Raw genomic sequence first — 16,628 nt, forward strand, 5'->3', positions numbered from 1 at the left:
ATCTATACTGATAAAAAATCCCACTCTAAGTGGGATTTTTTATCTTAGAAATTTAAATTTTTAAAAATCATAAAAAGAAACTTCACCTGTTTCTAGAGAATATTCAGCACCAACGACTTTCAATTTACCTTTTGCAATTAAGTTTTCTAAAACAGCTGAACCATGGCGCAATTGATTAACAGAGGCAAAAACATTTGATTTCACTGCATGCATAGATAACTTTTCTAAATCATCTTTCAATTCAGTTTGCATTAAAATTTCAACTGACGGACGTACACGATTCACAATTGACATGAGATTTGCAGAAGGAGGTGTGTTGGGATTCTTAAGTGCTTCAATCGTTGAATGAATCGCACCACAATGGCTATGCCCTAAAACAACAACCAATGGACAACCAAAACTATCTGCGGCAAATTCCACACTCCCCACTTGCGATGGCGCAACAATATTACCTGCAACACGAATCACAAATAAATCGCCAAAACCTTGGTCAAAAACCATTTCTGCTGGGACACGTGAATCCGAACAGCCTAAAATAATTGCAAATGGCTCTTGATTGTCCATCATTTCAGATCGTTGCTGATGCGTCAAAAATTTAGTCAGATTTGTTTCACCATGTGCAAAACGTTCATTACCCTGTTTTAATCGTTCTAAAGCTTCTTGAGCGGTTAGCATGTCTTCGTTCCATTGTGTGGAGATTTGCATTATTTTAATGCCGTAAAATTTGAAAGTCACTGACTAAAAATAAACTCTGTTACAATTTTTGTTATGCATGGTTTATCTACCAAAACTTAAACAATATGTAGACATAACTCACATTTTCAATAAAATTATTTAACCAAACTACAAAATAATCTTTATATTAGTTGAGTTAGAAGCTTAAAGTATGGCAAAAAACTTACAAATAAGACTTTCTCGGCAAATGTTGAAAAAATTATGATCATGAATAATATTTTTACTTTATATAATGCCTAGTCTTTTACTCGGAACCCTATGCATGTCTGAACTGTCCCATAAAAAAACTCTTCATTTTTTAAACAGCATATTGTTAAGTTTGACTGCGATCGGTGTATTGTTTTTAACTAGCCACAATGCAACCGCTAGTACACCAGAATATGTGGATTATTTAAAAATTGTACAAGAAGAACGTGCTTGGGCAGGCTTAAGTTCTAAAACATTGCGTGTAGGTGATGTTATTTGGTCTTATAGTGAAGGTGGGTCTAAAGATAAACCTACTGTTTTACTGATTCATGGCTTAGCCAGCAGCCGTGATACATGGAATGATATTGCGCAGTCATTAACCCCTTATTATCATGTCATTATTCCAGACTTACCTTCTGCTGGAACTACCCAAGTCCCAGCCAATTTTGATTTATCTGTGCCGAATGTAACAGAGCAACTTAGACGCTTTATTGAAGCCGCACATATTCAAGATAATTTAAATATTGCAGGACACTCATTGGGTGGAACCATTGCAATGTTTTATGCTTCACAGTACCCTTTTGATACTAAAAGCTTATTCTTGATGAGTACTGGCGGTATTTTTAAGTCGACAAACACCAATTATCTAAGAAATCCTATCTATCTAAAACAGTTATTGATCACCCAAAAAGGCGATTTGGATTTTGTAATGAAAAAGGTGATGTTTAATCCACCTTTTACTGCCCGTGTAATTAAAGATGAACAAGAAAAGTTATTTATTGCTAAATCTCAAGACACTGCCAAAATTATCAATCAAATTGATGCCCTCAATCGACTATATACCCCTGCAACCTTTACCACAATGTTAAAAAACATTGAGGCACCCACCATGATTCTTTGGGGTGAACAAGATCAGATTGTAAATGCAGATGTTGCAAATGAATTAAAGTCGGTATTAAAACGTGCTGAAACACCGATTATTCTAAAACATGTTGGACACATGCCCCTACTCGAAGCACCTGAACGAGTTGCAGATCAGTATTTAAGCTTTTTAAATAAGGTACAGCCCTTGCAAAATCCATTGTCTGATCAAACACATGGACAAATTGAGCTCAAAAAATGAAAAATCAACTTATTGAACAATTGATCGAAGCCCAACTTGGCTTTTTAGACCAAGAGTTTTCACAGATAGATACGATTAAAATTGAGTTTACTGAATTTTATCACTGGTTTAGAAAACAGCCTTTAAAACAAATTTGGTCTTTTGCACAAATCCATGATTTATTGTTAAAGCAAATTTTAGCAACGCCTGCAAATAACTTTCTCATTGAGCAAATCGCTGAACATATTCGTTTTGCATTGATTCATCCAAGTAACGATGAAACCTTAATTGAAGATATTATTCCAGTCACCACAATTGATAAAATTGCCCAATATGTCGCAAGTAAATCACGTCATCGTCAAGCCTTGATCAAACGTGTTGTCAATAATCCAGCCTTTTCAAGTATGTTAACCCAACTGATTCATCACTCTATCCAGGATTATATTGATAATTCGGTCATGAATAAAAAAGTCCCGGGGGTGGGACGTTTTATGAAGATGGGGAAATCAGTTTTAGAATCGGTTACCGACACTAATTTAGATGATACGGTTAAGCATTATCTGCAAAAAAATATTATTAAAATTAGCCAGTTGAGTGAACAAGTCATTAATCAACAATTTGATGACAATAAACTTTATCATTTTCAAGCCAATTTATGGCATAAAATTAAAAAAGTACCGATTGCTGTATTGCGTAATTATGTTGAAATTAACGACTTACCTAAAACTGTGGGTATGGGGCATGAGATATGGGAACATATTCGCCAAACAGATTATTTAAAGAAACAAGTACATGATGGTGTACTGACTTGGTATGTACGTAATGAAGAGCGACCTTTTGATTTAATTTTAAGTGATATCAACATTGATGAAGCATTGATTCAAAATCAATTACAACAGTTACTTGAACCTGTTATTCAACAGATGCTTGCTTCTCAACACTTAAAAAGTCGTGCACGGATCTATTTGGAAAAATTTTATTATTCCGATGAAACTTTAAAGATTCTAAATATTGAAAAAGGCGTATAAAGCGCCTTTTTCTACTATTCATTTTTAAAACATAGATTTATACATTAGAAATTAGCAATAAAACTGATGCCATAACGACGTCCATCTAATAATTGATCGCCATCTGCATTTTCTGCTCGTTCATCTAAAATATTGTAAACGCCAAATTTTCCTTTTAAATGTGGAGTAAATTTGTAATTAAACCCTACATCTAAAAACTCATAACCAGGATTGGGATTAGACATCGATGTACGACTTAAATAAGCTGAAGTTTCAGCACGATAATGTAATCTAGACCAAATATTTAAGGCATCGTTAATATTATGATCAACAGTAATATTAAACATATGTTCAGGCATTTCATTTAAAGGACGTCCTTTAAATTCACCTGACTTAATTTTAGTATCACTAAACGTATAATTCGCTGTCAATGTTGTGTATTCAGTTAAATCTGCTTCAACAGTTGCCTCAATCCCTTTCAATTCAGCTTCATCTACGTTGATACGATCACTAATAAAGTAGAATGGCGTAGCACCTTCTGCACATTTCCAAGCAGCAACATTATTACGATTGGTCGTTGAGCCATCAGTATCTGTTTCACATGTACGTACTTCAGTAATTTTATCTTTAAATTGAGTGATATACCCTGTTAAAGAAGCGTTAAAATAATCATTTTTCCAATTAAACCCTAACTCTGAAGAAATACTTGTTTCTGGATCAAGATCTGGATTTGCTCGAATAATCCCTCGGCCTGTAGGTGTAGGTGAGCCACCACCACCAGTTACACTATAAAAACCTTCTGTAGCTGCACGAATATCTGGCTGTTTATAGCCTGTAGAAACACCACCTTTTACAGTAAAGTTATCATTTAAACTAAACACACCGTATAAGCGCGGTGAAACATTGCCACCGTAATTTTCATCATGGTCATAACGTACACCACCCGTTAAATCAAAGCGGTCTGTAATACTCCAAGAATCTTCTAAAAATGCAGCTGCTGACCAGCGTGTTAATTCACTAAACTCAGGAATATTGGGATTTCGGTTGGTCGCCTTATCATTTAAAGATTCGTCTTTATAGTAAGCACCGAATGACAATCTATGATCTGCTAAACTCCAATTCCATTGATTATTGAACGTCCATGTTTCGAGTTCAATTCCTTTCGTATCCAATGTCGTATTTTCACGATCAGGATTTCGGGAATTTTCATACTGTAAATAAGTTGAGCTTTCTAAATTGTCACTATATTTCCCATTATGGGTTAGAGAATAGACACTGCGGTAATTTCTTGAAAATGAATCAGCGGCATTGGCTGCTGGGGCAACCGTTTTACCTACAGTTGATTCAGCATCTTGTTTGACAAAATTTGCATCAAGTTGTAAGTCATGTTGATCGTTGACTAAATAAGTGAAGCGTGTATTTAAGCTCTCACGCTCAACACCACGGAAGCCACCTTCATAACTGTCCTCATCACGTTTTTGTTTGTTTACACCAAGTTGTAAACCTAATTTATTGGCAATTAATGGTCCAGATAAATAAACCGATCCATTCTTTATATCACCAGAATTACTGTGATCTTGAATCACTGTACCTAATTCAACAGTTCCCGACCATTCATCAGTCACTTTTTTAGTAATGATGTTAATCACACCTCCCATCGCTTCACTACCGTATAAAGTTGAAGCGGGTCCGCGAATAATTTCTATACGCTCAATTGCTGCCATAGGCGGCAAAATATTTTTTTCAAAACCATAGTCATCCCCATTTGGATTCACATCTTTTGAATACTGGCGTTTACCATCGATAAGAAATAACGTGTAATTTGAGCTCATTCCGCGAATACTAATACCCTGTGCAGAACCAGAACCAGAAACAACAACCCCTGGGGTATTGCGAAGTACATCCGTAATATCGCTATATTCACGTTTCTGTAATTCTTCTTTACTAATCACAGTTATAGATGCAGGTGCTTTTGTAAGATCTTGTTCATAACCAGCAGCTGAAACCACAATCGTTTGTAATTTCGCTAATTCAGGAGACTGAGATCTTTTATCACTAGAATTTTCTTGTGAATCTGCTGCATAGGCAGTACCCATCATAACGGTGATAATGGAGAGAGATAACGCAGATTGGATGATACGGTTAGTAGACATAAGGTATTCCAAAGAGGCTCAGCAATGAATAGACAATGAAGATTTAGATACAATGTGTAATAAAACACCACAGCATTATAAACAATATTAATAACTATTCTCATTTTTATTAACCATTCGGTTAATATTTGGACGTTTATGAGTATATCTTTAAGTTTTTATTCTATTTTTTAAGATTCATTTAAGCTTATCAATATTTAAAAATACAAAAATAAAATTTAGCTATGTGACAACCATAAAAAAACCTCCGAAATCCGGAGGTTTTGAACAACAGTAAAATATCTACATTGATATACAGACTATTTGAAATAAGCACCTTCTGCTTGACTGTGATCAGTCTGATCGACCACACGACCTAGTTCAGGAATATGCTCTTTAAGCGTAGTTTCTACACCTTGTTTTAACGTTACATCGATCGCAGAACAGCCTTGACAGCCACCACCGAATTTTAATACCGCAGTTAAACCATGTTCTTCATCTTCAACCACTTCTACCAGTGCGCAGTTTCCGCCATGCCCTGCCAATCCAGGATTGATCTCTGCCTGAAGAATATAAGTAATTCGTTCTTCCATAGACGCATCTGGACCAACACGTGGTACTTTCGAGTTAGGTGCACGGAAAGTAAGCTGCCCACCAAAACGGTCTTTGTTGTAATCAATTACAGCATCTTTCAGATATGGAATCGACGGTGTATCAATAAATGCAGGGAAATCAGGATAATCTTGTTTGTAATCTGTTGGAGCAATTTCATCAGGTGCACTATATGCCATACAACATTCAGCACGTGGAGTACCTGGATTTTCAACAAATACACGAACGCCAATTCCTGGAGTATTTTGCTTCTCCAAAAGATCTTTTAAATACTCTTGCGCATTGGGAGTAATCAATAAATTTGGAATTTCTTCTGCAACCGCAGTATTGGTGTTCTCAGTCGACATAACTCTATCCTCAAGCTGAAGTCGGTATTTTAACTGAAGATGAGGCTGAATGAGTGAAAATCAACTAAAATTGTCGGAATTAACTTAAAAAGATGTAAAAAATATAATCTATGCAAATTTTAAAATAAAATATGTGTGTAATAAATGAATATAAATCATACACAAATTGATATTTACTACATTTTAGCTTATCAATAAATTGCGTTTTAAAACGCACAAAATTACACCAATGAAACTTTTTATAAATGAAATAATAAGCTTAATTTTAGATGTTTTCAGCACTGATTTATTTAATTTATACGACCAATTTATCTAAATTTTGTCAGAAAATGCCACCCAAATATTGAATATGGCATGGATAATGTATACATCTGTATATTAATGATGAAATAAAACGAGATATTTTGCATGTCCAGTTCAATTGATGGTTTACAGTTTCCAGTTCATCCAAAGACTCAAAAAAGTAGCAGCTCGCAAGTCGGTAAAGAAATCATTGCAGAAGCACTTTCCTTGGTTGATCATCTCAGCGCACAGCAAGCTTTAGATGAAAAAAACTGGCGTAAAAATTATCCAGTTTATTTTAAGGCATTGGTCGAACATGGCATTCGTTCAAGTCATAACGCCATCACTATTGCCAAACAAGGCTTGCACAAAGCCCAACATAGCTTTGATTTCTTTAGAGATGGACAACGCTATTCTTTAAAAGATATTGGTACAGTTCCAGTATTAGATAAGATTCAAAGCGTTAGTTTTAAAGGTCATTCAGATGCTGAAGTTGAATGGTTTGTGCCCTATCATGGGCAAAAACTGCAAGGCGAAGCGCTATATCAGCAAATTCAAAAGTGGCAAGAAACTGGCATTATTGAAGCCAGTCATGCAGAAGCACTGAGAGAAGTGATTGCTCATCCCGAATGGTTTGATTTATCGGATCGTACCTTAGTTTTATTTGGCGCAGCCTCAGAGGCAGGCCCATTAACATGGTTATCGAAATGGAAAGCCAATATTGTTGCCGTTGATCTGCCCAATGAACGCGTTTGGGAAAGAATTCTTAAAATCATTGAAAATGGCAATGCTACACTGCACGCACCAAGTTTTCAAAAAATCGCCAACACCCATGATATTGAAGAATTAAAAAGTAAACTTGGGGCAAATTTACTAACCCAAATTCCAGAAATTACACAATGGCTTTGTGATAATCCACACAAATTAGATTTGGCCTCAATTGCTTATTTAGATGGTGAAAAACATGTCCGTGTATCGATGGCAATGGACACGATTATGAGCCATGTCAGTGAACACAAGAATGATTCATCATTGATGTATATGTGTACGCCTACAGATGTTTATGCAGTACCTGAAGAAGTGATTGAAGGTTCAAACAAAAAGTTCAAACATAGATCAAAATTTGAAACCGTATTCAGCAAAGGGATTGCAATTCTCTCCTTAAAACAATTCTTTAAGCACAATGATCAACAACTGATTGCCTCTGACAATGGTAAATTCTATGGGATTGCTGATTGTCTTGTGGTTGAACAAGGCCCTAATTATGCCTTGGCAAAACGCATTCAACAGTGGCGTGCAACTTTAGCACGACATCAAGGGCAACATGTCAGTATCAATATTGCACCATCCACGACGACACATTCGGTCACCAAGAATCCTTTGCTTAAAGCAGCGTTTAACGGTGCAAGTTTGTTTGATGTAGAAGCATTCCGCCCTGAAACAACCAATTCAATTATGGCAGCGCTTTGGATCCATGACTTAAGAAATCCGAAGTCTGTTGCAAATCCAGAAACTAAGATGGGACATCCATTAGAATTGATGATGGAGGGTGCCAATCATGGTGGTTTATGGCGTGTCGCCTATCTTGCTCGCACAGCCTTACCTTTTGCTGCAATTTATGGGTATGCAAGTGATAAATTGCCGATCCAAAAGCTTTTAACCAAGTTTAAAAAGTAATCCTTCAGGTTTAAATCTCTTTAAATTAAATGCCTAGTGATAAATTTAGCTAGGCATTTAAGCTTATGAGCAGATTTTTATGTCTAGTTAAATTTCTTATAAAAACTATAGGTACTCCCCCCAAAGCGCCAAATAACATACACAATGCAGCGATCCTTCAACGCCTTAAATAGGCTATACCGATGTAAACGGTTTAGTCACTCTAAAATCATTGACAGTTTTCTAACGATCGTTTAAAAACTTATAAAACAACCAATGAGAGAATAACAAATGTCAAATCTACAAGGAAAAGTCAGTCGTGAAATCCGTGGTCATATTTTTTTAGTTGGCCTAGACCGTGCAGATAAACGCAATGCTTTTGATAGTCATATGATTCACGACCTATCACTGGCTTTAACTGAATATGAAAATAATCCAGAACTACGCTGTGCGGTGGTCTTTGCCCATGGGGATCATTTTACTGCAGGATTGGACTTGGTTGAGTTACAACCAAAATTAGCCGATGGTGTTTTTAATTTTAGCAATGATATTGTGAACCCTTGGGGAACTGTTGGGCGTCAAAGAACAAAGCCATTGGTAACCGCGGTACAGGGTTATTGTTATACCGCTGGTATAGAATTAATGTTGAATTCTGACATTGTTATTGCCAACAAAAATACTCAATTTACCCAAATTGAGGTACAGCGCGGTATTTTACCTTTTGGTGGTGCAACGGTACGTTTCATCCAAGCTGCTGGCTGGGTAAAAGCTATGAAATATGTGTTAACTGGTGATTTATTTTATGCACAAACAGCCTATGAAATGAATTTAGTGACTGAAGTTGTTGAGGATAACCAACAGTTAACGCGTGCCATAGAATTGGCTGAACGTATTGCCAATGCTGCACCACTTGCCGTCAAAGCGGCACTGCATTCGGCTCATCAAGCCTTTTTACAAAGTCCTGAAGTCGCATTTGCAAACCTACAAAATCTACTTAGCCCTTTACTTGCCTCTGAGGATGCGCAAGAAGGTGTAAGAGCAATGATTGAACGTCGAGCACCACAGTTTAAAGGTAAGTAAACCAATCATAGCGATATACGGCGATAATCTAATAACTGTGGGAACAATCATGCAAAATTTAAAGTACTCAACTGAGGTCCAACACTTGAATGGCAATAGTTTTACCAGTCAGGCCATTAGTTTTAAGGCACTGGATGGTTATATATTGGCTGGCATACTTTACACGCCAGTCAATACAATCAAAGCAAAAATTGTTGTTTCCAGTGCAACAGGAGTCCCTCAAGCATTTTATCGCCGCTTCTCTGAATATGCTGCACAATTGGGCTATCAGGTACTCACTTTTGATTATCGTGGGGTGGCCAACTCTGCTCCACGGCAATTAAAAGGTTTTAAAATGTCATACCTCGATTGGGGAAAATTAGATTTAGCAGGTGCAATTGACTACAGTTTTAAACAAGACATGCCCCTATTTTTAGTTGGACATTCTTACGGTGGACAAGCTTTAGGGCTAACACCGAATCATACCAAAGTAAGCGCAATGTATTGTTTTGGCACAGGTGCTGGCTGGCATGGCTATATGCCATTGAAAGAAAAAATTAAAGTTCAGGTAGTTTGGAATATTATCTTTCCACCTATGGTGGCGATTACAGGTTACTTGCCTTGGAGTAAACTCAATATGGGTGCAGATTTACCTAAAGGGGTCTATCAACAATGGCGTAGATGGTGTAAAAATCCCACTTATTTTTTTGCAGATCCTGAGCAAAAAAATTTGCATGAGCAATATGCCCAAATTAAAACGCCAATTTATGCAGTAGCTGCTTTAGATGATGATTGGGCATTGCCAAATTCTCGTTATGCTTTTATGCAACATTATAAAAATGCGCCCATGCACTATATCAACATATCAGCTGATGAGTTTGGTTTAAAACAGATTGGACATATGGGATATTTTCGTCAAGGTTCAGAGCCAATTTGGGATAAAATGTTAAATATTTTTGAGACATTCATCCACAATTAATTTTAAGCCCATAAGCAGCAAGGTCATCTATGCGCCCACAAAAACTTACACCTGAACACATGTTAAATACCTGTGCTTTGCAATTTAAAGCACATGGTTATGCAGGGACAAGTATGGAGATGTTGGCAAAAGCATGTGGACTCAGTAAAGCATCGTTTTATTATTATTATCCCAACAAACAAGCCTTATTGATGCAGATCTTAGCGCACACTCATCTTTATTTAAATCAATCGTTGTTTAAACTCGAAGATTTTGCTGTAGTGGATGCAAATCAACAATTTCAAATCATCCATGATAAAGCTGTTCATTTTTTTAGTTATGAAATAAAAGGCTGTTTAGTTGGGATGCTGTCCTTAGAGGCCAGCCATATTTCTTTAGAAGTCTTGGAAAAAATCCGTGAAATTTTCCAAGATTGGCAAAATGCCTTGTATCAATTATTTCAACAAAAAATGAATCAAACCGATGCACAAATTTTGGCAAAAATAAGCGTGGCCGATTATGAGGGTGCTATTTTAATGTATCGACTGAACGATGACCTGTTCTATTTAAATCAAGTGAAGCAACGAATTTCTCAACTACTCTCTATATAATACTCGACTGATTTGCAACTTCTTGGTGAAAATTAAATGATAAAAAAGATCAAATATAGTTTTTTAGCTTTGCTTTTTATAAGCCTATTCAATACAGCTCATGCGCAATGTAATCAACAAGATCAACAACAAGCTTATCAATGTATGCAACAGCAATTAAAAACAGATAAAGCGAAAATGATAGGGTCTGTTGACAATTCGTCTACGTTTGCGACTACGAGTGTTTTTTAGGCGATACTAGGCACGAAATATGAAATTTAGTCATTCTAAATGAATAGTTCGTAACGACGTAGCGGCAAAAAACACAAAAGGCTTGGCTTAATTATCGTGATGCTCAATGTAATGAACTTACGGGAAGTCTTACTTATGGCGCTTTGGGGTTAGCTTCAGGATTTGCACATTTAGATTGTGAAATCAATTCCACAATATTTCGACTAAAAGAGTTAAGCAGCCTAAGAGAAAATCAATAACGATCTTTAAATTCGGCTTTATGTTCTATACCTTGATAATCAACATGCGCATAGAATACCCCATAACGTCCGACATAGTATTCAAGTGATTGTTCATGATAGCTCCAAAAAATAGACCATTCACCAAAATCAAAAGAACCAATCTGACTTTGTGTATTCATAGGCATTTTACTGAGTACATCATGTTGAATATGCCCTGCTTGAGAAAAGTCTTTGGTCTGTAAAGCTTGTTCAAAAAAAAGTTGCGCAGCTGAATCAAATAAACGTTGGTCTTCATCAGTGATCTGCTTGGCGAGTGCATATTGGTCTTCGACTAAACTCTGCTGCTCTACTTGAACTGTAGCGCTTAATGCCTCTTTTACTTGGGTTAAACCCGCCTTTTGTCGCTCTTCTGCAATCATCTGTTTAATCAGTTTGGTTTTTTCGGGTAGATCATGCTCTTCTTGAGGATTCTGAACCAATTCAGATAACGCTTGTCGTTGTTCTTCAAAAGCTGCATTAATTTTTTGTTTAGCAACCCATCGCCATAACACATATAACGTGATCAAAAATAACACGACTAGGATAAATTTCAACATAGCGTAATCTCAAGCATATAATACGCCCCAGTTCAGACTCATGAGCTAAGTTTAAAGCTGAGTATTTTGATTGTTTTTTTAATAGTTTACCCTATAAATTGTATAACTATCTCACTAGAGATACCCAGCTTAAACGTAACAATTGTTTTCTCTATATCGATAAACTAGATCTCTTATTTTAATTTTGTAATGCTTTTAGATCACCTGAAGCAAATACGATCCCTTTGCCTGGCACCTTTTTGAATATTATGGGTTTTCCTATATTTTCATATATCGGCTGATCATCTTTAAGCGCTTTTAAATCAATTTTTTGAATAAAATCTGATTATTTTTACTATACAACTTTACCGCGCCTTCATCTGAAGCCATATAATGAACTTTCACATGATAGATATTTTTTAAATCTTGCATCTACATAATCACTAAATCGCCGCCACGTTCATACATACTGTCAAACACAATGGTATCTGCATCTACTTGCTCTAATTTAACACTAACATAACCACTTGCATCCGCCAGTTGATCGACTAAATATAATGATTTTTTAGCACCCAGCTGTATCCCATACGCTGAAAAATATTGCTCTCGAACTTGCTTTTTACCAATACAGGAATAAGTTTTTAATACGACTTTTATCGAGCCCAATTGATAGTTTTGAGGTGAAAATATGTCTTCGTCATCTTTATGGCATTGTTTTGCAAGCTTCGTTTGAGTATTGAGTTGTTGAAATTCTTGTGCATATATAGATGAAGTGAGCACGACACTACAAATGAATAATAACTGTTTGAAATATTGTATTTTCAATATTTTAGTATAAGCCGTTATCTGTTATATATCATTCAAAATAAATGATCAGTTTTACCTGAATTATAGCAATATTTAAAATAAAACACGCCATATAATACATAAAGCATGTTTTATTTTAAATTAATTATTGCAATGTTTTAAACTGCGCTAAGCGTTGTTGCTGTTGTAATTCTTGTTCAAATTCAACTCTCCCCTTTGCTACATAATTTTGTAAACCCGTCTGATCAATAAATGCTTTTTTATTACCCACATTCAATTTGGCTAATTTCTGCTTCATATAGAAACGATCAGCTTTATTGGCAAGGAAAATATCTGCATGGATTGCATCCAAAGTTTTAAATGTATGTCGTATGTCTGAAACTAGATTTGGATAGTTGATATTGTTTACCAAATAATAACCGCCAGTAAATAAACTGTCGGCATAGATGACTTTATAGTTTTTAAAGTAGTAACGGATATCTGTCGTCCAAGAGGTTGCGCCTGGTAAATGGCCGGGCGTCGCATGTGCTGTAAAGATTTGACGACCGAGCTTTAATTGTTGCCCATCTTTAATGATGATATCTACAGCTACAGAAGGAAAAGGCAATTGCTTACCTAGAGCAAAATCAGTCACGCCCCCATTTTCTAGCATTTCGGCATTTGCAGCACTTGCGACCAATTGAGCACCACTCCATTGTTTTAACTTAGCAAAACCACCAGCTTGATCTAAACGGGCATGACTATTGAGTAGATATTTTACATCTGTAATTTTAAAACCTAATTTTTCAATATTGGCTTTAATCTGCACTGCCGATTGATCAATCCCACTATCAATTAAAACCAAACCATCACCCGTATCAAACAGTACTGAAGATAAATTTTCAGTACCAACATAATAGACATGATTAAAAATTTTAAAGGGCACAATGGGTGTATTCCACGATTCAAATAAACTCATTGGCGGTGCATCGGTCAGTGCTTGCTGAGCATTTAATGGTGCTGCTTGAGCAAATTGAAGACTCATTGCAATCAATGAAATAACAATGGATTTGAACAGATGCATATAAGCGATCCATGCTAAAAATGAGTCGCCCATACTTGATTAAATCACGATATTTATCAATTTTTTAATGTCTAAAAAACAACTCAATACATCTTAAATTGTAAACAATATTTGCAAATTGTATCCGAGTCTTGAAGTACTAATTTAAAACCTTGTCGGCAATTTTATTACTGACCTTAATAGCGAACTGATCGATATAATCACTATAAAAATTTGCAGCAATCAAAGTGACTGCAATCGCAGTTAATCCTGAGCAGATTACAGCGAAAGAATAACTCCAATGCCAACTTAAAAATAAGTTAAATAGCGGAATACAGATTAAATACAACATCATTAGATGTAATAGATAAATGGAAAAAGATAACTTTCCTAACCAGACTAAAATCGGGTGGTCTAAGCCTTTAGACAATAATGGACTCATCAAAACACTGTAAACAATTAAAATCCCAGCAATGAAATTACTATAATCATAAGTATTCTCCCCTAAAATATGATGCACCCAGCTATAGGCTGCGCTGGTATTATGTGCACCCGCTAAATATAGGCCAATCAATAACATAGGAATGGCTACAACATTCGAAAGTGGTTTGGCATACAGATAGATATAGATACCAATAATAAAGCTGGAAATCCCAAAGCTGAAACCTTGCCCACGCCAAAGAAATGCAAAACAAGGGATTAAAAGTGAACCTAGCCAAAAGGCACTATGTTTATAATGATACAAATAGAGTAGAAAAAATAATGCAAATGAGCCCATAAGCTCAATCGTCATCGTCCATAACACCCAGTTTATATCACTTTCCGAGAATAAAAATGCACCTATAGTTCCTTCATATAATGCATGTTTAAAACTAAAATCTTGTATCGTAAATGCATGTAACCAAGCACCCACATGACTACTATCAATATGAATGACTTTAAAGACCAACCAAATGATGACGCATGAAGTCAGCGCTGGGATCATTAAACGTGGATAGCGTTTAATCATCATATTGTTAATTTTTGCATGAAATTTTTGAGGGCTTTTTAAGATCGCATAACTGAGTACAAAGCCACTTAAGACAAAGAATACAAAAACAGCCGCATCACCTGAGTAGAGAAAACCAAAAGGCAAATGATGTATGGCATACACCCAAGCCAAGTCTGTTTTCTCATTGGGATCAAAATGATGTAAATATGGAAAAAAACTCATTGCAAGATGAGAAAATACGACAGCTAAACAAGCTAAACCTCGAATACTTTCTGCCGAGTTTATTTTTGCGGACATCTAAGTTTCCCTTTGAAAACAAAAGCCCCAACCTGTGGGACTTTTGCCGACTAAACCATTAGTCAATATATGTGATTCGACCATCAGCATCATGATGAACTGTAGCGATTTTTTGCTGACGAGAATGTAAAAGATCATCCATATCCAAATTGAAATGATCAGCATATTCTTGTGTAGATTTAGCTTCTGCTTCTTTTTTGGTCTTTGCTGGAACAAAGTTACTCCATAGCCACAAAGAAATTGCACAAGCAATCAACGCAAACAATCCGCTTTCTAATGCTTTTGCAAAAGCATTAAAAAAGTAATGTACTAGTTGTGGTTTCTCAAGTGAAAGATATCCCACCAAGATAACAATAGGTCTCCAAAGCAACAACCAAAATGCCCATAGCATTGCCGTCATTGTCGTGGAGAAATAACGACGATGCCACGGTAACTGCTTACGTAAATCAATAATCAAAGAATTTGTTTTCATATTCGTATCTCAAAACTTATTTTGACTAACATCTTAGTCATCATGTCGCATACCACGATCGGGACTGACCCAACGTGCTCTTTTACTTTCTCCACGTAAAAGAACTTTTGGAAATGCAACAATACTTGCCGTTACTGTAATCAACCAAAATACAAAGGGATACCAAATCATCCAATAATAGTTTTTCACTAAACTCGATTCGTAACGACTATCCATCCACTTACTGATTGCGAACTGCAGTAAACAAGTTGTACCGAGTAAAATACCTGTTCCCATAGGTAATAATGGAGAACTCATTGCAGGGAATCCCGCATAAGGTAACACCAAATGCAAAATCCAGAAAATCACCATAATCAGCATTAAATATGACCAAACTAAGGTGAGGATCAGCTCAATAATCAAAGGCCATAGAAAATTAAGTTTCGGTTTAAATAATACATCAAAATTCTTAATTAAAACTTGAGCGCCACCCATGGCCCAACGTAAGCGCTGCTTCCATAGACCATCAAAGGTTTCTGGCATTAAAATCCACACCAAGGCATTGGGTTCAAACTTTACATCCCAACCCGCACGATGTAATTTCCATGTAATATCAATATCTTCTGTTAACATGTTCGGTGACCAATAGCCTACCTCATGTACAGCACTTTTACGAAAAGCAGTAATTACACCAGAAACTGTAAATAAACGCCCGAAAGTACGTTGTGCGCGTTTAATCATACCAACAATTGATGAAAATTCACCAACTTGAATCCGTCCAAGTAAAGTAGAACGGGTACGAATACGTGGATTTCCTGTCACAGCTGCAACTGTAGGATTATTGAGAAAATGACGAATCATCCACTGTGCAGCATATGGATCAAGTAACGCATCGCCATCAATACCAATTAAAAATTCAGCATCGGTAAGCAGACTACCTGCTTGTAAAGCCATGGCTTTACCCTGATTTTCAGCCAAGTGTACGACGCGCAGCTTGTCATACTTCAAAGCCAACTCATTTAAGATTTCTGCGGTATTGTCAGAACTCCCATCATTAATCGCAATGACTTCAAAGTTTGGATAATTCAACTTTAATGCATGACTAATGGTCTCATCCGCATTATCTTGCTCATTGAAACATGGCACAAGCACAGCAACTAAAGGATATTCTTCCAATGTTGGCGGTTGAGTATATGGGGGCTCTTTACGTTCTTTCCAATAGAAAATTAAAGCACCTATCATCCATAAATACGACATAAATAATGGATAATAGAAGATAAAGTTTAATACTGATTGCCACAGGTGTTGAAATGCGCTCATATCAGA

General features: G+C 36.2%; 15 protein-coding genes and 1 pseudogene. 7 read left to right on the plus strand and 9 right to left on the minus strand.

Annotation, left to right across the window (positions count from 1 at the left end; genetic code table 11):
• Positions 1-60 precede the first annotated feature (60 nt).
• Positions 61-675: a carbonic anhydrase gene (locus AC2G3J_RS15370; protein ID WP_336952987.1), complete on the minus strand. Its 615-nt coding sequence runs from the start codon at positions 673-675 to the stop codon at positions 61-63.
• 322 nt (positions 676-997) lie between these two features.
• Here AC2G3J_RS15370 and AC2G3J_RS15375 point away from each other — a divergent pair, with 322 nt between their 5' ends.
• Positions 998-2,044, plus strand: coding sequence for an alpha/beta fold hydrolase (locus AC2G3J_RS15375; RefSeq protein WP_336952835.1), 1,047 nt, complete (start codon positions 998-1,000; stop codon positions 2,042-2,044).
• Positions 2,041-3,051 carry a hypothetical protein gene (locus AC2G3J_RS15380; protein WP_336952837.1) on the plus strand — a complete coding sequence of 337 codons (1,011 nt, stop codon included), beginning with the start codon at positions 2,041-2,043 and terminating at the stop codon, positions 3,049-3,051. Before AC2G3J_RS15375 ends, AC2G3J_RS15380 begins: the two co-directional genes overlap by 4 nt.
• A 44-nt stretch (positions 3,052-3,095) precedes the next feature.
• Here the strand turns inward: AC2G3J_RS15380 and AC2G3J_RS15385 are convergent, their stop codons facing one another.
• On the minus strand, positions 3,096-5,183 hold the full coding sequence (locus tag AC2G3J_RS15385) for a TonB-dependent receptor domain-containing protein (RefSeq protein ID WP_483770235.1): 2,088 nt from the start codon (positions 5,181-5,183) through the stop codon (positions 3,096-3,098).
• A 299-nt stretch (positions 5,184-5,482) separates the two neighbouring features.
• A complete protein-coding gene (gene nfuA / locus AC2G3J_RS15390) occupies positions 5,483-6,121 on the minus strand; it encodes a Fe-S biogenesis protein NfuA (protein WP_004819478.1) in 639 nt (212 codons plus the stop codon).
• Between the two features lie 408 nt (positions 6,122-6,529).
• Here nfuA and AC2G3J_RS15395 point away from each other — a divergent pair, with 408 nt between their 5' ends.
• The 5 genes and pseudogenes from AC2G3J_RS15395 to AC2G3J_RS15415 form a co-directional block, all read left to right on the plus strand.
• The gene (locus AC2G3J_RS15395; RefSeq protein WP_483770236.1) at positions 6,530-8,080 is read left to right on the plus strand and encodes a hypothetical protein; all 1,551 of its coding nucleotides are present in this window, start codon (positions 6,530-6,532) and stop codon (positions 8,078-8,080) included.
• 270 nt (positions 8,081-8,350) lie between these two features.
• Positions 8,351-9,139, plus strand: coding sequence for a crotonase/enoyl-CoA hydratase family protein (locus tag AC2G3J_RS15400; RefSeq protein ID WP_419361175.1), 789 nt, complete (start codon positions 8,351-8,353; stop codon positions 9,137-9,139).
• Between the two features lie 49 nt (positions 9,140-9,188).
• Positions 9,189-10,097, plus strand: a complete 909-nt coding sequence (locus tag AC2G3J_RS15405; RefSeq protein WP_419361177.1) for an alpha/beta hydrolase family protein — start codon at positions 9,189-9,191, stop codon at positions 10,095-10,097.
• A gap of 29 nt (positions 10,098-10,126) precedes the next feature.
• Complete coding sequence (locus AC2G3J_RS15410) at positions 10,127-10,687, plus strand: TetR/AcrR family transcriptional regulator (RefSeq protein ID WP_336952847.1); 561 nt, start codon at positions 10,127-10,129, stop codon at positions 10,685-10,687.
• Positions 10,688-11,046: 359 nt separating this feature from the next.
• Positions 11,047-11,157: pseudogene (locus tag AC2G3J_RS15415) on the plus strand (lysozyme inhibitor LprI family protein); the annotation flags it as partial.
• Here the strand turns inward: AC2G3J_RS15415 and AC2G3J_RS15420 are convergent.
• From AC2G3J_RS15420 to pgaC, 6 genes are all read right to left on the minus strand, one after another.
• Complete coding sequence (locus tag AC2G3J_RS15420) at positions 11,151-11,735, minus strand: hypothetical protein (RefSeq protein ID WP_483770237.1); 585 nt, start codon at positions 11,733-11,735, stop codon at positions 11,151-11,153. The pseudogene AC2G3J_RS15415 and the gene AC2G3J_RS15420 overlap by 7 nt on opposite strands.
• Positions 11,736-12,146: 411 nt before the next feature.
• Positions 12,147-12,494, minus strand: coding sequence for a hypothetical protein (locus AC2G3J_RS15425; protein WP_336952853.1), 348 nt, complete (start codon positions 12,492-12,494; stop codon positions 12,147-12,149).
• Positions 12,495-12,666: 172 nt separating this feature from the next.
• Positions 12,667-13,584, minus strand: a complete 918-nt coding sequence (locus AC2G3J_RS15430; protein WP_419327587.1) for an HARLDQ motif MBL-fold protein — start codon at positions 13,582-13,584, stop codon at positions 12,667-12,669.
• Between the two features lie 139 nt (positions 13,585-13,723).
• Positions 13,724-14,851 (minus strand): acyltransferase family protein, encoded by a 1,128-nt coding sequence (locus AC2G3J_RS15435; protein WP_483770238.1) that lies wholly within the window; start codon positions 14,849-14,851, stop codon positions 13,724-13,726.
• Positions 14,852-14,909: 58 nt separating this feature from the next.
• Complete coding sequence (pgaD, locus tag AC2G3J_RS15440) at positions 14,910-15,323, minus strand: poly-beta-1,6-N-acetyl-D-glucosamine biosynthesis protein PgaD (RefSeq protein ID WP_336952859.1); 414 nt, start codon at positions 15,321-15,323, stop codon at positions 14,910-14,912.
• A 33-nt stretch (positions 15,324-15,356) separates the two neighbouring features.
• Positions 15,357-16,622: a poly-beta-1,6-N-acetyl-D-glucosamine synthase gene (gene pgaC / locus AC2G3J_RS15445; RefSeq protein WP_336952860.1), complete on the minus strand. Its 1,266-nt coding sequence runs from the start codon at positions 16,620-16,622 to the stop codon at positions 15,357-15,359.
• Positions 16,623-16,628 lie beyond the last annotated feature (6 nt).

Source organism: Acinetobacter legionensis (genome assembly GCF_057165765.1).